The following is a 19,468-nucleotide window of genomic DNA, read 5'->3' as shown; positions in this document are numbered from 1 at the left end:
GCGCGCGCTACCGCACCCACGCCAGATAGTACGAGCCCCAGATCGTCAACGCGGCCGCCGCGAGCGCCGCATAGGGCGCGAGGTTCAGCCACCCGCTGCGCGCGGGCACGTCGAGCTCGACGTCGCGCACCATCTGCGCGGGAAAGCGGCCGCGGTCCTGCCAGTAGTGGCGATACACGAATACCGGCACGATCAGCAGCATCGCGATCAGGCCGTTGCGCAGCGTGCCTTCGCCCTGCAGGTTCGCGCCCGCGCCGACATACACGAGATTCGCGAAGCCGCACAGCCCGCCGAGCGCGAGCAGCCACGTCGGGCAGCGGAACGGACGCTGCCAGCCGCCGCGATCCATCCGGTGAATCCATCCGGACTGCAGATTGAGGAACACGAACAGCATGTAGCAGACGTTCGAGATCGACAGCACCGTCATGTAATCCGACATCATCAGCAGCACGAGGTTGAAGCCGAGGTCGGTCCACATCGCGCGCGTCGGCGAGCCGTGCTCGTTGACGTGCGACAGGTATTTCGGCAGCCAGCCGTCGACCGACGCCTGGTACAGCGTGCGCGACGAGCCCATCATCGACGTCATCACGATCAGCAGGATCGACAGCATCAGCATCACGACGATTGCGTTCGCGACCCATGCGCCGCCGCCGACGATCCTCGCCATCGCCGCGGCGACGCCGGTGCCGTCGCCGATCGACGGATCGAGCATCGCGGCCGTGCCGAGCGCGCCCTGGAACGCCATCGGCACGAGCGTCATCACGACGAGGCACAGCGCGCCGGACCAGAAGATCGCCTTCGCGGTGTCGCGGCGCGGATCGCGGAATTCGCGGGTGTAGCAGACCGCCGTTTCGAAGCCGTACGACGCCCAGCCCGCCATGAACATCGCGCCGAGCGCCATCACGACGCCCTGCCCGTTCCAGCTGCCGAGCGCCGCGGCGCTCGGGTCGCCCTGCGCGTCGTGGCCGAGCGGCAGCAGCGGCAGCAGGTTCGACATCGGCACGTCGCCGGTGACGAACGGCACGATGCCGACGATCAGCAGTGGCGTGAGCGATGCGATGCCGAGAATGCGTTGCGTGCGCGCCGCCTTCGACGCGCCGCTGTGCTGGAGCTTGAACGTGATGAGGAGCAGGATCGTCGCGATGATGAACGTCGCATTGATCCGCAGGGACAGACCCGGCTTGACGAAGCCGAGATCGGCAATCGTGAGCTGCCATTGCAGCACCGCCGCATCGGCGGGAAAGAGGCTCGTCAGCGCGTAGCTCGCCGCGAGGCCGCATCCGAGCGCGAGCATCGGCGACCATGCGAGCCAGTTGCACCAGACGGAGACCGGGGCAATCAATTTGCTGTAACGCACCCAGCCGATCGCGCCGTAGACCGACGCGCCGCCCGATTTATGCGGAAATAGCCCGGAAATTTCCGCATAAGTCGCGCTTTGAATCAAACCCATGGTGATCGCGGCGATCCAGATCGCCCACGCGGGCTGGCCGATCGTCGCGCACACGCCGCCGATCGTGAACAGCACGCCTGCCGGCACGCCGCTCGTCACCCAGAATGCATCTTTCCATGTGAGGCCACGCTGCAACGTGTGGCCGCCGGAATCATGTGAGATGGTGGTCTCCACCCCGCTGGTGCTGCGCTCGCGCAGTCCTGCCTGACTCATCCAGATCCTCCTTCGAAGACTCCGTACAAGCGTCGTAGTGTAGCAACGCACTCGATTTTTCGCACCTTGAACAAAAAAATTTAGGACATGGCCGCATTGCGTACGAATTGATTCGCCATGCTTACCGCCATGTCCATCGCGTCGTTTACGCCGTTTTCCCGGCGGGTTATTCCGTGCCTTCGACCCATGCGTTCACGCGGTCGGCGTGTGCCGAGATCCACGCGTCGGCGGCGGCTTCCGGCTTCGATCCGCCCTGGATCGCGAGCATCACGCCGTCGATCTCGCCCGGCTTCCACTGGAATTTCTTCAGGAATGCGGCCACCGGTTTCGCCTTCGTTTCGAGCGCCGAATTCGCGACGCTGTCGACGTGCTCCGCCTCGCCGAACACCTTCTTCGGATCGTCGAGGAAGCGCAGCTTCCATTTCGCGAACATCCAGTGCGGCGCCCATCCGGTCACGATCACCGGCTTGTTCGCATGGATCGAGCGAGCCAGCTCCGCCGTCATCGCGCTGCCCGAGCTCGGCATCAGCGAATAGCCGAGGCCGTAGTTCCTGATCGCGTCGTCGGTCTTGCGCATCACGCCGGCGCCGGCGTCGATGCCGACGATGCGCCCGCCGAACGCGGCCTTCTGCGCGTTCAGGTCGTCGATGCTCTTCGCGCTCACGTAAGCGGGGACGATCAGGCCGATCTTCGCGTCGGGGAAATTCGTGCCGAGATCGACCACCTTGGTCTTGAACTGGTCCCAGTACGCGCCCTGCGTGACCGGCAGCCACGCGGACAGCGTCGCGTCCAGGTCGCCGCGCGCGACGCCCTGCCACATCACGCCGGCCGCGACCGGCACGAGCTGAACCGGATAGCCGAGCCGTTTCTCGATGATGCGCGCGGCGACGTTCGACGTCGCGACGCTGTCGTCCCAGCCTTCGACATAGCCGATCTTCAGCGTGGGTTTGGTATCCGCCAGCGCGGATGCGCTCAGCGTCAACATCGCCGACAGCGCGCCGGTCCACAACAGTTTTCCGAAAAGCTTCATGGTCGATCTCCTTGGTGTGCGCGTGAGCGCGATAAGCGCGTTTCCTCTCTAGGTTCTTCGACCACAATTTCTTGATATCGCCGTTTTCCGACGCGCATTTGTCCTGTTACGACGTGCGCGCGCTACTTGTCGATGACGAGATCCGACAGCGGCTTGCTGCAGCACAGCAGCACCATCCCCTGGTCGATCTCGCGCTGGCGGATGCCGCCGTTGTGCTTCATCTCGACCTGACCGGACACGAGCTTGACCTTGCAGGTGCCGCACATGCCCTGCGTGCACGACGCCGGCAGCCGCACGCCGGACTGGCGCGCCGCATCGAGCACGTGCTGCTCCGATCCGCAGACGATCTCGCGGTGGCTCTTCGCGAAGCTGACAGTGAACTGCTTCGCCGCCGTGCCGCTTTCCGCCCCGTCCGTCCCGTCCACCTCGGGCGCGGGATCGGCGGACAGTCCGGCTGCCCCGGTCTCCGAAAGCGTGTCGAACGAGAAGCTCTCCTCGTGATACCGGGCACGGTCGAAACCGGCCTCGTCGAGCAGCTCGCGCACCGCCTTCATGTACGGCGCGGGGCCGCAGGTGAAGATCTCACGCTCCGTCCAGTCCGGCGCGATCAGCTTCAGCAGCGGCAGCGACAGGTATCCGGTCACGCCCGGCCAGTTGGTGCGCGCCCCCACGCGCTCGCAGACGAACGACGTTCGGAAGTTCGCGTGGCTCGACGCGATCAGGTCCAGTTCGCGTGCGAAGATGATGTCGTCGGGCGTGCGCGCGCTGTGCACGAACACGATGTCGCGATCCTCGGCGAGATCGTGATGCGCGCGGCTCATCGACATCAGCGGCGTGATGCCGGAGCCGGCGGACAGGAACAGGTACTTGCGCGCCGCATGCCGCGCGCAGGTGAACTCGCCCGCCGGGCCGAGCACGCGAACCGGCGCACCCGGCTGCAGGTTGTCGTGCAGCCAGTTCGACACCTTGCCGCCCGGCACGCGCTTGACGGTGATCGAGATCGTGTGCGGACGCGCTGGCGACGACGAAATCGTGTAGCAGCGGTTGACCGCTTCGCCGTCGATGTCGAGCTCCAGCGTGACGAACTGCCCCGGCTCGAACGCGAACGCGCGGCCCTGCGGCGAACGGAAGAAGAAACTCTTCACGTCGTGCGTCTCCTGCCGGACCTGGCAGCACACCAGCGTTTCCTCGACGTCGCTCGTCCAGCGCTCCGGCAGCGTGCTCCAGAATGCCGGGCGCGTCACCCGGCTGTCGGTCGGCTCGAAATTCGCCGCGTCTCGCATCATGTCAGCCTCCGCTCATTACTTTCCGCTATGCGCCGATCTTCTCGGCGAGCCGATCGATGTACCAGGCCGAGAATTTCTCGACGAGACCTTCGGTGTACGGAGAGTACGGGCCCGGCTCGTACGCGCTGCTCGCCACGCCGCGCTGCGAATACTCGACGAGCGCGCGATCCTGGTCGTTGGTCGCGTTCCACACGGCGGTGAGGTGCTTCACGTCGTAGTCGATGCCTTCCTTCGCATCCTTGTGCACGAGCCACTTGGTGCGCACGAGCGTCTCGCCGGCCGACAGCGGAATCACCGAGAACGTGACGATGTGGTCGCTCATGAAGTGGTTCCACGCGTTCGGCTGCACCCAGAACGACAGGCCGCCGAGGTCCGCCCGGCGGAATTCGCCGAGCAGCTTCTTCGACGCGATCTTCGCGTCGAGCGTCTGCGATTCGCCGCTGCGGTCGAGCGGCAGGCGCTGCGTGCGAAAGCCGGTCGTGTCGCGCAGGCGCTCGATCTCCACCGACGGCAGGTTCAGCGCTTCCCACTGCGCGGCGCGCTCGACGCAGGTGCGCTCGAACGCAGCCATCCCCTCGGCGTTCGCGGGCGACGGCTGGTAGCCGAAGCCGTATTCGTACAGCGAGATCGTCAGCTCCGGATGGTTCGCGACGCAGTGGTAGCACTCGCGATTGTTCTCCATCGTCAGCTTCCAGTTGCCTTTCTCGATGATGTCGACCTGCGCGGCGATCTTCGTGTTCGGCAGGTCGTGCGGCAGCAGGTACGGCTCCATCGCCGCGCGCATCACCGCGAAATCGGCGGGCGGCTCGTCGGCGAGGCAGATGAAGATCAGGCCCGCGAGGTTCTCGACATGCACGCTTTTCAGGCTGTGCTTGCAGCGGTCGAATTTCTCGCCCATGTGCTCGGCAAACATCAACTCGCCGGTCAGGTTGTACGTCCAGCTGTGGTACGGGCACACGATGTTGCCGACCGAGCCCTTGTCTTCGTTGCACAGTCGCGCGCCGCGATGGCGGCACACGTTGTGGAACGCGCGGATCTGCAGGTCGTCGTCGCGCACGATCAGGATCGAGTCCTCGCCCAGCTCGACCGTCACGTAGTCGCCCGGCTCCGGCACGTCCGGCTCGACCGCCACCTGGATCCAGTGCTGCCGGAAGATCGCCTCCATGTCGAGCGCGAATATGTCGTCGCTGAGATAAAACGGCGCCTCGAGGCTGTAGCCTGCGTTGCGCCGTTCGACCAGCGCGCGAATGTCTGCCGATACTTTCATCGTGTGCTCCGGATTCCTTGCATCCATGGGTTGTTGCCGACAGGCATCGATCAGCAAAATCAGTAATCGATGAGTTGATGCTCGCGCAAATACGCGAGGATCACTTGTGCTTTTTCGACCGAACTCCCTTCAATTACGACGTTGCCGCCGCGGCTCTCGGTCGTCGTCGCCGACAGCATCCGGGCATGGCCGGAACGCTTCTCGGCGGCGGCCAGCCTGACCGGCTTGCGCTCGGCCGGGCCGACCGTCCACGCGGCAGAGCCGCCGTCGGCGGGCAGTGCGACGCGCACCGGGCGGACCGCCCCCGCGCGCAGGCGCGCATACGCGTAGCGGGGCTGCGCGCCGGCGAGCGGATGCACCGCCACGACGGCAGGCAGCGCCGCATCGACGCGCCGCCTCACGCCTTTCGGCAGGAACTGCCGGACCGCGACGCGCCCGCCGGCGGCATCGACGTCGACGGCCGCGCCGACGAGCGGATAGCCGAGCGCGGTCGCGACGCGGTACGGCAGCATTCCGGTGTCGTACGCGCCCTCGGCGCGGGTGCCGGTCAGCACCAGGTCGTAGTCCTGCACGCGCGCGGCGAGCGCGCTTGCTGCGTCCTCGCCCGCGTAGCATGCGAGCACCTCGACTTCGCGCGCGCCGAGCGCGAGGTAGTCGGCAAGTGCCGGGCTGGCCGGGTCGCCCGCATGGATCACGTCGAGCTGCGCGCCGTGGCGCTCGGCGAGGCCCCGGCCGATCTCCAGCGCGGCCGCGTCGTTGCGGCTGTAGCGCGGCGTGCCGCTGACCGGATGCCGGCCGGCGGACACCAGCACTGCGATGCGTTTCACCTGTCTCGGGACGTTCATGCTGCAGCTCCTTCCAGTTCACGGGCGCCGGCGGTGTCCGGCGATGGTCCGCGTGCTGCGCGCGCGGCCTGCACCGCGTCGATCAGCGCGGCGATCGTCGCCTGCGCGTCGCCGACGACAGTGAGGTTCGCGCGTTTCGCGATCGGCGCGCTGCCGTCCAGGTTCACAGCGATCACGTGCCGGCAATCCTTTATCCCCTGCAGGTGCTGCACCGCGCCCGAGATGCCGAACGCGATGTACACGCTCGCGTCGACGGTCTTGCCGGTCGCGCCGACCTGCTTGTCGCGCGTGAAATGGCCGTTGTCGACCGCGACGCGGCTCGCGCCGATCGCCGCGCCGAACGCGCCGGCGAGCCGCCCGAGCGCGGCGATGTCGGTCACGCCGTTGCCGGCCGACACGATGAAATCCGCTTCCTCGAGCGCGACCTGCGCCGCGTCGATTTCCTCCAGCCCGAGATCGCGGTACGGCTGCGCGCCGCCGCTCGCGTCGCGCACGGCACCGGCGGGCATGCGCTCGCCCGCGCCGACGAACGGCAGCCTCGCATCGACCGCGTTCGGCGCGAGCAGGATCACGTCGGGCAGGTCGCGTGTCGCGAACGCGCGTTTCGCTTGCGCATATGCGCCGACATGGCATGCATCGATCTCGACGACGTGCGTCGCGACGCTCGCACCGGCCGCCGCCGCGTAGCGGCGGCCGAGGTCGCCGTCGCCGGTCGCGTTGTCCGGCAGCAGCAGATGCGCCGGCGCGAGCGCGGCGACGCAGGCCTGCAATGCGCGCAGTTCGCTGTCGGGCGCGAACGCGCGACGGTCGAATTCGGCCAGCTCGATCAGCTTGTCGGCGCCCAGCGCGGCCGCGTCGTCCTTCAGCTCGCCAAACACGGCCAGCGCCACTTCGGTCTGCGCATCGGCGAGCAGCGCGGCGGCGGCGACCGCCTGGCGCGCGTGGTCGTCGAGCGCGCCGCGCTCGCTGTGCGCGGCGACCAGCAGCACGCGCGTCGGGTTGTCGAGCGCACGGCGCGGCCTGGCGTGGCCCGGCCCGACATGGCCCGACGTGGTTGACGCGCCCGCATGCCAGTCCGCGGCACTCGCGTCCGCACTGCCGGCTTCGCCGAGCGTGATGCGCTTGAGGCCAGCGGCCGTGATCACGAACGGCCTGCGCGGATCGATTCGTTTGATCGGATTCATGGGTTCACTCCAGCGAGGCCGCGACGAGTTCGGCGACGTCGAGCACGTCGGGACGCGGGCCGACGACGCCTTCGAGCATCGCCGTGCAGTTCGGGCATGCGACCGCGACCACGTCCGCGCCGATCGCGCGCGCGTCGGCGATGCGGATGTCGGGAATCCGCTGCTTGCCCGGGATGTCGGTCAGCGGCGCACCGCCCCCGCCGCCGCAGCAGCGGCCGCGCATGCCGTTGCGCTCCATCTCGACGACCTGGATGCCGATCGTCTTCAGCAGCGCGCGCGGCGCGTCCGTCTCGCCGTTGTAGCGGCCGAGGTAGCATGGATCGTGATACGTAGTGCACTTCTCGCGCAGCGCGTCGACCACCTTCGGCGCAATCTTCCCGCTCGCGGCGAGCTCGGCGAGATAGGTCGTGTGATGCTTGACCGTCACGCGCAGGCCGAGCGCCCGGTATTCGTTGCGCAGGCTGTGCATCACGTGCGGATCGGCCGTGACGATCTGGCGGTACGACAGCGTGGAGAGCGTGCCGATCAGGCGCTGCGCGAGCTGCCGGAACGTCGCCTCGTCGCCGAGGCGGCGCGCGACGTCGCCGGTATCGGTCTCGACGCCGCCGAGCACCGCGTAGTCGACGCCGGCCTTGTTCAACACCTTCACGAACGCGCGCAGCGTGCGCTGGTAGCGCATGTCGAACGCGCCTTCGCCCGCGACGAACAGCACGTCGACCGGCTTGCCCGGCTGCGCGAGCGGCGCGCTCAGGTCGACCGACCAGTCGTAGCGCGCGGCCGTGTCGTAGCCGCCCATCGTGCCGGTCTCGCGCAGGTTCGCGAGGACGTCCGCGCCCTTGCCCGGCACCGTGCCGTGCACGAGCGTCTGGTTGCGGCGCATGTCGACGATCGCGTCGACGTGCTCGATCAGCATCGGGCATTCCTGCACGCACGCGCGGCAGGTCGTGCACGACCACAGCGTCTGCGCTTCGATCAGGCCCGACACGATCGGCCCGTCGGGTTCGCCGCGATGCCGGCCGACCGGGATACCCGGCGTCGGGCTGCCCGCATAGGCGGCGTCGCTGCCGCCCGCCATCCCGACCACGAGATCCTGGATCAGCTTCTTCGGATTGAGCGGCTGGCCGGATGCGAACGCGGGGCACGCGGCCTCGCATTTGCCGCACTGCACACACGCGTCGAAGCTCAGCAGCTGATTCCAGCGGAACTCGACGGGTTTCGCGACGCCGTACTCCTGCTGCTCGATGTCGGGCAGCTTCAGCGCGGTCGGCGGCGTGGCCGTGCCGTTGCCGGTGAACGCTTCGCGCGTCGCCGCGAAACGCTCCTGGCGCGGATGGAACGCGAGGTGCAGCAGGCCCGCGATCGCATGCTTCATCGGCCCGCCGTTCGCCGCGCCGACCGTCATCGCGAACGCGCCGACGCCGATCAGCAGCGCGCAGAGCACCGCGAACGCACCGGACATCGCGCCGGCCGGCACCAGCATGAACAGCACGAGGCCGAGCGCGAACGCGCCGAGCAGCCACGGCAGCGTATTCCACGGCCCGCGCGACAGCCGCGCCGGCACGTTCTTCGCGGCACGGCGGCGCCACACGAACACCGCGCCGATCAGCATCGCGAGCGCCGCGACGAAAATCAGCCGGTCGAGCCACGGCGCGTAGATCGCGAGACCGTAGTTGACGAACACCAGCGCGAGCGCGGCGATCGCGCCGCCGGCGGTCACGACGTGGGTCTTCGCGATGTACGGGTCGCGCGCGACCACGTGATGCAGATCGACGAAATAGCGCTTCGGGATCGCGAACAGGTTCGCGACGCCGAACGCGCCGGGCGCGGTGGCCCGGCCGAGCCGCCAGTACGACGCGCGCTTCGCGACCGCGAACGCGAGCCCCGCCACCGACAGCCACAGCAATGCGGTAATCAGGAAGGACGGATTCATGGCGTCAGAAATCCTTCACGAGACGCAGCGCGTCGTAGATCGCGCCGTGGATGTTGTGCATCGAGATGCAGTCGCCGACCCGGAACAGCAGGAAGCGGCCGTTGCCGAGCGGTTCCGACAGGCACGGCTGCGGCTCGGCCGCGAACAGCTTGTGCACGTCGACCTGCCCGCGGTTCACCGACTCCGGCTTGAGCTTCCAGTACAGCGCGTCGTTCGGCGTCGAGCCGTTCTCGATCACGACCTGGTCGACCGCGCGCTCTTCCAGCTCCTCGGTGTACTCGTTGCGCAGCACCGCGATCTTCCTGCCGTCTTCCTCGTACACGCGGTCTAGCCAGTAGTTCGGCGTATGGATCACGCCCTGCGCGTACAGGCGGCGATAGAAGATCGGGAACGTCGTGCCGCCGCAGTCGTCGGCGACCTTCACGTCCGGCGTGACGATCTCGACTTTCGCGCCGCGGCTGGAGATGAAATCGGCGACGCCCGCGCCCGCGTGGGTGCTCACGCCGTCGTAGACGAGCACGTTCTGTCCAGGCTCGACGCGACCCGACAGGATGTCCCACGCGCTGACTGCGAGCCCTTCGACGACGCCCCAGCCCGGCACCTGATCGGAGAATGCGCGGCCGCCGGTCGCGAGCACGACGATGTCCGGCTGCTCGGCCATGATCGTCTTCTCGTCGGCCGCGACGCCGAGCCGCCGATCGACGCCGAGCCGCTTCGTCTCCATGTCGAACCAGCGCACGATGCCCGCCATCTGCTCGCGCTGCGGCGCCTTCGCGGCCAGCATGATCTGGCCGCCGACCTCAGTGTTCTTTTCGAACAGCACGACGTCGTGGCCGCGCGAGCGCGCGACGCGCGCCGCCTCCAGCCCGGCAGGCCCCGCGCCGACCACGACCACCTTGCGCTTCGGCCCGCGCGACTTCTCGATCACGTGCGGCATCGTCGCCTCGCGCGACGTCGCGGCGTTCTGCACGCACAGCACGTCGAGGCCGTTGTACTGGCGGTCGATGCAGTAGTTCGCGCCGACGCACTGCTTGATCTCGTCCTCGCGGCCATCTCGGATCTTGATGACCATGTGCGGATCGGCGATCTGCGCGCGCGTCATGCCGACCAGATCGACCATCCCGTTCGCGAGCAGGCGCTCGGCCTGGCCCGCATCGCGGATGCTCTGCGCGTGCATCACCGGCAGCTTGACGACCGACTTGATGCCCGCCGCGAGATGCACGAACGGCTCGGGCGGCAACGCCATCGGCGGCATGCAGTTCGCGAGCGTGTTGTGCGTGTCCGCGCCGGAGCCGATCACGCCGAGGTAGTCGATCAGGCCGGTCTCGGCCATCGCCTGCGCGATGTCCTTCAGTTGCGCGTGGTCGAGGCCGTCCTCGTGGAATTCGTCGCCGCACATCCGCAGGCCGACGCAGAAGTCCTTGCCGACCGCTTCGCGCACGGCCGTCAGCACTTCGATGCCGAATCGCAGCCGGTTCTGCAGGCTGCCGCCCCATTCGTCGGTGCGGAAGTTGGTGCGCGGGCTCCAGAACTGGTCGATCAGGTGCTGGTGCGCGGCCGAGATCTCGATGCCGTCCATCCCCGCGTCCTTCACGCGCTTCGCGGCGGCCGCGAAGTCCGCGATGATGCGGCGGATCTCCTCGACCTCGATGATCTTCGCGTTGCCGCGATGCACCGGCTCGCGCACGCCGGACGGCGTCATCAGGTGCGGCCAGTGCTCGCCGTGGAACGCCGAGCGGCGGCCCATGTGCGTCGCCTGGATCATGATCTTCGCGCCGTGGCGATGCATCGCTTCGGCAAGCCGCGCGAGCGGATCGACGATCCGGTCGGTCGACAGGTTCACCGATTTCCACCACCCTTGCGGACTGTCGATCGATACCGGGCTCGACCCGCCGCACACGGCGAGGCCGACGCCGCCTTTCGCCTTCTCCTCGTAATAACGGATGTAGCGATCGCCCGGCAGGCCGCCCGGCTCCGCGTACACCTCGGCGTGCGCGGTGCTGACGATCCGGTTGCGAAGCGTCAGCTGGTTGAGCTGCAGGGGTTTGAACAAGTGGGGATAGCGCATCGCAGACGACCTCGGGCGTTTGTGTTCGTATGTCTCGTGTGGCGGGCGGGGTGCCGTGTCAGCGCGCGATCGGCGACACCTCGAAGACGCAGTGGCCGTGGCCCTCGGCCGCACACTGCACCTCCGACGACTGCGCGCGGGGCGCGTCCTTGCCTTCCGGCGTCGTGTCGTTGACCCAGTCCATCGCGCCGGCGAACCAGCCCGCGAACATGTAGCAAAGCTTGCCTTCCTTGCCCGGCTGCGCGAGCACGAACGACGAGTGACGCAGCTCGATCTTCGCGCGCGCGGCGGCGGGGTCGGCCTCACGAATCGAGAACAGCCCCCAGCCGCGTTGCGACAGGCGCTTCAGGTAATGCTCGAACACCGCCATGCCGGCGATCCCGTGCAGCTTCGCTTCCTTGTCGCACCAGTGGTACGCGGACTTGTAGCCGGCCTTGTAAAGAATCTCCGCGTACGCGTCGCGGCCGAGCGCTTCCTCGACGGCGGTGTGGTTGTTCGTGAAGAAATGGCGCGGCACGTACAGCATCGGCAGCGCGTCGGTGGTCCAGACGCCGGTTTCGGGATCGACGTCGATCGGCAGTTGCGGTTGCATCGTGGTGGCTCCGTGAGGAAAAAAGGCCGCGCGCCGCCGGTTCGCAGGCGCGGCATCGTCCGCGTGCCCGCGCGGCTCGCGCGGGCACGTCCCGTTGTTGTCGAGTGAATCGTCGGGCGGCTTACGCGCCCCAGACGTCCTTGAACACGCGCACCCAGTTCTCGCCCATGATCTTGCGGATGCGCGCCTCCTTCCAGCCGGCGCGTTCCATCGCCGCGGTCAGGTTCGGGAACTCGCCGATCGTGCGGATGCCTTCGGGGTTCACGACCTTGCCGAAATTGGTGAGACGCCGGTAGCGGCCCTTGTCGTGCGTCAGCATGTCGAAGAACTCGGTGCTGTAGCCCTGCGTGAAATCGGTGCCGATGCCCACCGCGTCCTCGCCGATCAGGTTCACGACGTAGTCGATCGCCTCGATGTAGTCGTCAATGGTCGCGTCGATGCCGCGCTTGAGGAACGGCGCGAACATCGTCACGCCGACGAAACCGCCCGCGTCGGCGATCTCCTTGAGCTGCGCGTCGCTCTTGTTGCGCGGATGCTCCTTGAGGCCGGACGGCAGGCAATGCGAATAGCAGACCGGCTTCTTCGAGAACGCGATCGCCTCCGACGACGTGTTGCCGCCGACGTGCGACAGGTCGACCATGATGCCGACGCGGTTCATCTCGGTGATCACTTCGCGGCCGAAGTCGGACAGCCCGCCGTCGCGCTCGTAGCAGCCGGTGCCGACGAGGTTCTGCGTGTTGTAGCAGAGCTGCACGACGCGCACGCCCATGTCGGCGAACGCCTCGATGTAGCCGAGGTTGTCCTCGAACGCATGCGCGTTCTGGAAGCCGAGGATCACGCCCGTCTTTCCTTCCTGCTTCGCGCGCAGGATGTCGCCGGTCGTGCGTACGAGCGTCAGCAGCTCGCCGTTGTCGCGGATCTGCTTCTTCATCGTCGCGATGTTGTCGACGGTCTTCGTGAAGTTTTCCCAGACCGACACCGTGCAGTTCGCGGCGGTGATGCCGCCCTTGTGCATGTCCTCGAACACCGAACGCTCGAACTTCGAGATGTTCAGGCCGTCGATGATGATGCTGTCTCGATGCAGCGTGCTCATGAATGACTCCAGTCTTGTCGGTATCGGTTCAGTAGATCGGGAAGCGTTCGCACAACGCGAAGATCTCGCGACGCACGCGCTGCTCGGTCGCGCGATCGCCTTCCGGGTTCGCGCGCAGTGCGTCGAACACCTCGAGGATCAGGCGGCCGATCTCGCGGAATTCGGCAGCGCCGAAGCCGCGCGTCGTGCCGGCCGGCGTGCCGAGCCGGATGCCGGAGGTGATCGTCGGTTTCTCCGTGTCGAACGGGATGCCGTTCTTGTTGCAGGTGATGCCGGCGCGCTCGAGCGCCTGCTCGACCTGCGTGCCCTTCAGCCCCTTCGGCCGCAGGTCGACGAGCAGCAGGTGGTTGTCGGTGCCGCCCGTGACCAGATCGACGCCGCCCGCCTTCAGCACGTCGCCGAGCGCCTGCGCGTTCGCAAGCACGTTGTCGATGTAGGTCTTGAAGTCGGCGTGCAGCACTTCGCCGAACGCAACCGCCTTGCCGGCGATCACGTGCATCAGCGGCCCGCCCTGCAGGCCGGGGAACACGGCGGAATTGATCTTCTTCGCGATCTCCTCGTCGTGGGTCAGCACGAAGCCGCCGCGCGGGCCGCGCAGCGTCTTGTGCGTGGTCGACGTGACGACGTGCGCGTGCTCGACCGGATTCGCATGGCGGCCCGCGGCGATCACGCCGGCGATGTGCGCCATGTCGACCATCAGCTTCGCGCCGACGCTGTCGGCGATCGCTCGAAAGCGCGCGAAGTCGAGCTGGCGCGGATACGCGGAGAAGCCGGCGATGATGAGGTTCGGCTTGTGCTGCTGCGCCAGTTCCTCGACCTGGTCGTAGTCGATCAGCATCGTGTCGCGGTTCACGCCGTACTGCACCGCGTTGAACCACTTGCCGGACAGCGCGGGCTTCGCACCGTGCGTCAGGTGCCCGCCCGCATCGAGCGACATGCCGAGCACCGTGTCGCCCGGCTTCGCGAGCGCCAGCATCACCGCGCCGTTCGCCTGCGCGCCGGAGTGCGGCTGCACGTTCGCGTAGCCTGCGCCGAAGATCCGCTTCACGCGCTCGATCGCGAGCGATTCGATTTCGTCGGCGAATTCGCAGCCGCCGTAATAGCGCTTGCCCGGATAGCCTTCCGCGTACTTGTTGGTCAGCACGGAGCCCTGCGCTTCGAGCACCGCGCGCGACACGATGTTTTCCGACGCGATCAGCTCGACCTGCGACTGCTGCCGTTCGAGTTCTTTCAGGAGTGCGCTGCGAACCGGCGCGTCGCGCTCGGCAAGGGGCTGCGAGAAGAAAGGCGTGGTGTTCGACATAGAGCGTCCGTGAATTGAAAAGTGGGCGGCTTTCAACGCGAAAGGCCCGCGCTTCCGACTTTCCGGCAAGGCCTGAACAAGGCTGCCGACGGCTCTATTCTTGTCGTTCGGATTTTCGGTGGATTGATGAATTTAGACGCGTTCTTTACCTTTTCCGCCATGCGCGTCCGTTTTACACAAGTGACCGGTCGTGCGCTTTAAAACATGGCAAAAAGTCTTCCGCAGCGCGCAATGACCGGCAAGGCACTGCGGCAGTGCCACGGCCGCCCGGTGCGGGTGCAGCGCGTCACGAATTCGGTGCAGCGCAGCATCGCGACGCCTGCCCGGCCACGCCCGCATCTAGGGTTTCGCCGTATGGCACGCTTGTTGCGCTCGATTTCACAATACCGCAGCCCAATCCGTGCCCTGGGCCAAAGCTATTAGATCCAAGGAACGCTCCCCCATGTCGCCCGACCGCACAGCGTCGCTGTCCCACTTCGCGTTCATGCCGCTTCCTGACTTCACGATGATCGCGTTCACGAATGCGATCGAAGTGCTGAGGATGGCGAATTACCTGAGCGGCCAGCCGCTGTACCGCTGGTCGATCATCAGCCCGGAGGGCGGCCCGGTCGCGGCAAGCAACGGCCTGACGGTCGACACCGGCCCGGCGGAATGCGTCGGGCAGCCGGATGTCGTGTTCGTATGCGGCGGCATCGACGTGCAGCGCGCGACGCAGGCGAGCCACCTGTCGGTGCTGCGCCGCTTCGCGCGCGAGGGCGTCGCGCTCGGCAGCCTGTGCACCGGTACCTACGCGCTGGCGAAATCCGGCCTGCTGGCCGGCTACGCGTGCGCGATCCACTGGGAGAACATGTCGGCGCTGAAGGAAGAGTTTCCCGACACGCGCTTCCTGAAGGAACTGTTCGTGATCGACCGCGACCGCATCACCTGCACGGGCGGCGTCGCGCCGCTCGACATGATGCTGAACCTGATCGCCGCGCGGGTGGGCACCGCGCGGGTCACGCAGATCGCCGAGCAGTTCATCGTCGAGCACGTGCGCGACACCAGCGCGCAGCAACGGATGCCGCTCGTCGCGCGCCTCGGCTCGGCGAACAAGTCGCTGTTCGAGGTGATCGCGCTGATGGAGAACAACATCGAGGAGCCGCTGTCGCGCGAAGAGCTGGCGCGCCTCGCGAACATGTCGCAGCGGCAGTTGCAGCGCCTGTTCCGCGAGCATCTCGGGATGACGCCGACCCATTACTACCTGACGCTGCGGCTGCGCCGCGCGCGCGAGCTGCTGCTGCAGACCGACATGTCGATCATGCACATCACGATGGCGTGCGGCTTCCAGTCCGCGTGCCATTTCAGCAAGAGTTATCGCGATTCGTTCGGCGTCGCGCCGACGCGCGAGCGCCGCAAGCAGGTCGCGCCGTTGGCGACGCCGTCGGGCGCGGGCGGTACCGCATTTCCGGCGCTCGCGATGCATGCTTGAGTTTGTCCGATACGCACGACATGCAGTGTGGCCGTACAGGCCGCTTTCGCCCATCGTGGAAGTCGTCGGACTGCGCCGGAATTTTTGAAACAGTCTTCGCGATCAAGCTTCAATTGAGCGAATCGGGATCGATCCGGCCGCCCTCAATCACAAAGTGCGCTGCATCGACGCCTGGCGCAAAGAACCGCCAGTCCTCTTCGTCCGCGACGCCATTCGGCGTTATGACAATACGCATCCCGGCGGACAATGCAATCCATACCTCGCCCGATTCGCTGCCTCGCACACTCTCGACGGTCGTAGGACCGTGCTTTACAAACAATTCGTCGAGACGCTCCGCAGCCCTGTGTGCCTTGTCATCAGGCCCGAAAAGGTCATCCTGTGTTGCCACGATGTCACCTGCCCGCTCAATCTGCCAGTTGCATTGAACGTGAAGCGCCCATACCCCCACCTGCTTTACCGTGCCTCTTCGTGTCGTGGCGTGCCGCAATGGGCCAAACTGTATCGTGAGCAGGTCGGCGGCGTGGTTGATGCCGCTTACGTCGAGTCCGACAAGAACGGCAAGGCGCCGGACGATCAGTTCCTTAACGTTTGCCATTAGCTCCCCCCAAACATGTCTTGCGCGCGCTCCAGAATTTCATGATAGCCAAGCCCTTCACCTGTTATTTCCTCGCCGTCCTCTGCCCTACCACCAACCAAAATGGGCGGCCCGTAAACCGAACCGCCCGTTCATTCCCTCACTTGCGCGTTACGCCGCCTTCAGCATCCCGTGCGGATCGATCACGTACTTGCGCGGCGCGCCGCCATCGAACTGCTTGTAGCCCTCCGGCGCCTGGTCGAGCGAGATCACCGTGACGTTGACGATCTTCGCGATCGGCAGACGGTCGAACAGGATCGCCTGCATCAGGTTGCGGCTGTACTTCAGCACGGGCGTCTGGCCGGTATGGAACGAATGCGATTTCGCCCAGCCGAGGCCGAAACGGATGCTCAGGCTGCCGTGCTGCGCGGCGGCGTCCTTCGCGCCCGGATCGTCGGTCACGTAGAGCCCCGGAATCCCGATCGCGCCGGCCGGCCGCGTGATTTCCATCAGCGAGTTGAGCACCGTCGCGGGCGCTTCCTCCGCATGCCCGGACGCACCGTGGCCGTGCGCCTCGAAGCCGACGCAATCGACCGCGCAGTCGATCTCCGGCTTGCCGAGAATCTGCGCGATCTGCTCGCCGAGCGACGCATCCTTCGACAGGTCCACGACCTCGAAGCCCATCGCCTTCGCGTGCGCGAGCCGCTCCGCGTTCATGTCGCCGACGATCGTGCAGGCCGCGCCAAGCAGGCGCGCCGATGCCGCCGCCGCCATCCCGACCGGCCCCGCACCCGCGATGTAGACCGTCGAGCCGGGCTTCACGCCGGCGCTCACCGCGCCGTGATAGCCGGTCGGCAAAATGTCGGACAGGCAGGTCAGGTCGCGGATCTTCGCCATCGCCCGATCGCGGTCGGGGAATTTCAGCAGGTTGAAGTCCGCATACGGCACCAGCACGTATTCGGCCTGCCCGCCGATCCAGCCACCCATGTCGACGTAGCCGTAGGCGCCGCCCGCGCGCGACGGATTGACGTTCAGGCACACGCCCGTGTGCTGCTCCCGGCACATCGCGCAGCGACCGCATGCGACGTTGAACGGCACCGAGACGAGATCGCCGATCTTCAGCGTCTCGACGTCGCGGCCGACCTCGACCACCTCGCCGGTGATCTCGTGGCCGAGCACGAGGCCGGCCGGCGCGGTGGTGCGGCCGCGCACCATGTGCTGGTCCGACCCGCAGATGTTCGTGCTCACCACCTTGAGGATCACGCCGTGGCCGATCGCGCGGCCGCTCGGGTCGGCCATCTTCGGATATCCGATCTTCTGCACCTCGACCTGGCCCGGCCCAAGGTATACGACTCCTCGATTGCTGCTCATCGCATTGTCTCCATGTCTCGTTGGATGGCGTCGCCGCCCGCTGCCCGATGCGGGGTGCGCGCAGCGGCTCTCCGAGCGTAGTCCGTCACGCGGGTCGGCCGGCGTGCAAAAACCGACACGCGCTTGACCCGCGCCGACATCGGCGACGCCGCACAACGGCCGCGCGCCGCAAAAAAAGCGTTGCGCGCACGCATCACCGGACCGGATTCGGCGCTTGCCCGCCCGCGCGTCGGCACGCGCGCGCCGGTGCCGCCGCGCGATTTTTCCGCATGTGCGAACGAAAGAACCCGCATTGCGGCGGCACGCGCCTCCGTGCGATTCGCATCTGCGCCGCTATCACGGCGGGAAAGCTGCAACAAGCCGCATCGCGTCGCAGATTGTTGAGCCATCTGGAAAGCTCTCTTCCAGATACCCGTATGGATGTAACAAATTCACGAATGGTACATATACGCCCCCGGCCAACGAAGCGCGCGGAATCACACTAAACATCGAACAAACAGGGGACATCCGCCATGTATCGCACACGAACTGCCTTAGCACGCACGCGCCGCACGCCGCCAGTCCGGCGCAGCGATTCCCTACAAGACGTGCAGTAATCAGGCGGCATGTACCGCGCAGCGCGCGTCGCGCGCTGCGCCCCAACCACGACTTTTTTTCGGAATACCGCTTCGTGAACATTCGATCGTTGGCCATGATGCCCATGCTCGCGGCGCCGCTGCTCGCCGCCCAGGCCGCCCACGCGCAAAGCGCGGTCCGCTTTTCCGGCTCGATGGATACCGGGGTCGCCTATGTCAGCGACATGGGCAACACCACCGGCCACAAGAGCGGCTGGCAGGCGAAGAACGGCGACATCAACATCAGCCGCTGGACGCTGTCCGGCAACGAGGTGATCGACGACGACCTGAGCGCGATCTTCACGCTGACCAACGGTTTTTCGGCGATGACGGGCACCGCCGCGCAACAGGGCCGCCTGTTCGGCTTCCAGGCCTTCATGGGCCTGTCGTCGAAAAGCCGCGGCTCGATCACGCTCGGACGCCAGTTCGACGAGGTCGTGCAGTTCGTCGAACCGTTCTCGCTCGGCGGCACGATGTACGGCGGCACGGCGTTCGCGCATCCGTTCGACAACGACAACCTCGACAACTACACGCGCACCAACAACTCGGTGAAGTACACCAGCCCGACGTGGCACGGGCTGACCTTCGGTGCGCTGTACGGCTTCTCGAATCAGGCCGGCGGCTTCGCGAACAGCCGCGGCTACAGCTTCGGCGTCGGCTACCAGTACGGGGGCTTCAACGCGGGCGCCGGCTATTTCCAGTTCAACAACGCGTCGAACGCGGCGACCGCGAACACGGAAGGCGCCGAGCCGGCCGGCGCGCCGTTCAATGCGGCCCGCCAGCGCACCTACGCGGCCGGCGGCTCGTACCGCTTCGATCATGCGATCGCGGGGATCGTGCTGAGCGAGACGCGGCTCGACAACGCCACGTCGATGAACAACGTCGCGGACACGGCCATCGCGCTGCCGCACGACGACGTGCGCTTCGACAACCTCGAAGTCAACCTGCGCTACTTCATCACGTCGAAGTGGCACGTCTCCGCCGGCTACACGCTGACGCTCGGGCGCTTCGACACGCCGACCGGCGTCAAGTATCCGAAGTGGCACCAGCTCGGCATCGTCAACATCTACTTCCTGTCGCCGCGCACCGACATCTACACGGAAGCGATCTACCAGCGCGCGAACCAGCTCGAAGGCACCGGCATCCAGGGCGCGCAGATCTCGAACTTCTCGCGCGCGTC

At 66.8% G+C, this 19,468-nt stretch carries 15 protein-coding genes and 1 pseudogene; 2 read left to right on the top strand and 14 right to left on the bottom strand.

Features of this window, described 5'->3' with window-relative positions; translation table 11 throughout:
* Window positions 1–7: 7 nt before the first annotated feature.
* From LIG30_RS11885 to LIG30_RS11835, 11 genes are all read right to left on the bottom strand, one after another.
* Window positions 8–1,663, bottom strand: a complete 1,656-nt coding sequence (locus LIG30_RS11885; protein WP_038712352.1) for an APC family permease — start codon at window positions 1,661–1,663, stop codon at window positions 8–10.
* A gap of 166 nt (window positions 1,664–1,829) precedes the next feature.
* On the bottom strand, window positions 1,830–2,693 hold the full coding sequence (locus LIG30_RS11880; RefSeq protein WP_038712350.1) for a glycine betaine ABC transporter substrate-binding protein: 864 nt from the start codon (window positions 2,691–2,693) through the stop codon (window positions 1,830–1,832).
* Window positions 2,694–2,815: 122 nt separating this feature from the next.
* Complete coding sequence (locus LIG30_RS11875) at window positions 2,816–3,979, bottom strand: hybrid-cluster NAD(P)-dependent oxidoreductase (protein ID WP_038712349.1); 1,164 nt, start codon at window positions 3,977–3,979, stop codon at window positions 2,816–2,818.
* A gap of 25 nt (window positions 3,980–4,004) precedes the next feature.
* Window positions 4,005–5,273, bottom strand: a complete 1,269-nt coding sequence (locus tag LIG30_RS11870; RefSeq protein ID WP_152986072.1) for an aromatic ring-hydroxylating oxygenase subunit alpha — start codon at window positions 5,271–5,273, stop codon at window positions 4,005–4,007.
* A 32-nt stretch (window positions 5,274–5,305) separates the two neighbouring features.
* Complete coding sequence (locus tag LIG30_RS11865) at window positions 5,306–6,091, bottom strand: electron transfer flavoprotein subunit beta/FixA family protein (RefSeq protein WP_038712347.1); 786 nt, start codon at window positions 6,089–6,091, stop codon at window positions 5,306–5,308.
* Entirely contained in the window at window positions 6,088–7,275 is a 1,188-nt protein-coding gene (locus LIG30_RS11860) for an electron transfer flavoprotein subunit alpha/FixB family protein (protein ID WP_038712346.1), read from the bottom strand. Before LIG30_RS11860 ends, LIG30_RS11865 begins: the two co-directional genes overlap by 4 nt.
* A 4-nt stretch (window positions 7,276–7,279) precedes the next feature.
* On the bottom strand, window positions 7,280–9,205 hold the full coding sequence (locus LIG30_RS11855; RefSeq protein ID WP_038712343.1) for a (Fe-S)-binding protein: 1,926 nt from the start codon (window positions 9,203–9,205) through the stop codon (window positions 7,280–7,282).
* Between the two features lie 4 nt (window positions 9,206–9,209).
* Window positions 9,210–11,273, bottom strand: coding sequence for an NADH:flavin oxidoreductase (locus tag LIG30_RS11850; protein WP_038712342.1), 2,064 nt, complete (start codon window positions 11,271–11,273; stop codon window positions 9,210–9,212).
* Window positions 11,274–11,331: 58 nt separating this feature from the next.
* On the bottom strand, window positions 11,332–11,865 hold the full coding sequence (locus LIG30_RS11845) for a DUF5943 domain-containing protein (RefSeq protein WP_038712340.1): 534 nt from the start codon (window positions 11,863–11,865) through the stop codon (window positions 11,332–11,334).
* A 121-nt stretch (window positions 11,866–11,986) separates the two neighbouring features.
* Window positions 11,987–12,958, bottom strand: coding sequence for a dipeptidase (locus LIG30_RS11840; RefSeq protein WP_038712339.1), 972 nt, complete (start codon window positions 12,956–12,958; stop codon window positions 11,987–11,989).
* 28 nt (window positions 12,959–12,986) lie between these two features.
* Entirely contained in the window at window positions 12,987–14,261 is a 1,275-nt protein-coding gene (locus LIG30_RS11835; RefSeq protein WP_038712337.1) for a serine hydroxymethyltransferase, read from the bottom strand.
* Between the two features lie 354 nt (window positions 14,262–14,615).
* Between LIG30_RS11835 and LIG30_RS11830 the strand changes: the two are divergent.
* Window positions 14,616–15,729 (top strand): annotated as a pseudogene (locus LIG30_RS11830) (GlxA family transcriptional regulator).
* Between the two features lie 109 nt (window positions 15,730–15,838).
* On the opposite strand, the gene LIG30_RS11825 reads toward LIG30_RS11830, so the two are convergent.
* The 3 genes from LIG30_RS11825 to LIG30_RS26230 form a co-directional block, all read right to left on the bottom strand.
* The gene (locus LIG30_RS11825) at window positions 15,839–16,324 is read right to left on the bottom strand and encodes a hypothetical protein (protein ID WP_038712333.1); all 486 of its coding nucleotides are present in this window, start codon (window positions 16,322–16,324) and stop codon (window positions 15,839–15,841) included.
* Window positions 16,325–16,474: 150 nt separating this feature from the next.
* On the bottom strand, window positions 16,475–17,674 hold the full coding sequence (fdhA, locus tag LIG30_RS11820) for a formaldehyde dehydrogenase, glutathione-independent (RefSeq protein WP_038712331.1): 1,200 nt from the start codon (window positions 17,672–17,674) through the stop codon (window positions 16,475–16,477).
* Entirely contained in the window at window positions 17,671–18,033 is a 363-nt protein-coding gene (locus LIG30_RS26230) for a hypothetical protein (RefSeq protein WP_152986071.1), read from the bottom strand. The genes fdhA and LIG30_RS26230 overlap by 4 nt, the downstream gene beginning before the upstream one ends.
* 332 nt (window positions 18,034–18,365) lie before the next feature.
* On the opposite strand from LIG30_RS26230, the gene LIG30_RS11815 reads away from it, so the two are divergent.
* A partial coding sequence (locus LIG30_RS11815; RefSeq protein ID WP_038712330.1) for a porin occupies window positions 18,366–19,468 on the top strand: 1,103 nt, incomplete at its 3' end.

Origin of the sequence: Burkholderia sp. lig30 (assembly GCF_000687455.2) — a bacterium.
In the GTDB taxonomy this organism is placed as follows: domain Bacteria; phylum Pseudomonadota; class Gammaproteobacteria; order Burkholderiales; family Burkholderiaceae; genus Burkholderia.
Note: the sequence above shows the minus strand (reverse complement) of the source record. Positions and strands in the feature narration are given on the sequence as shown.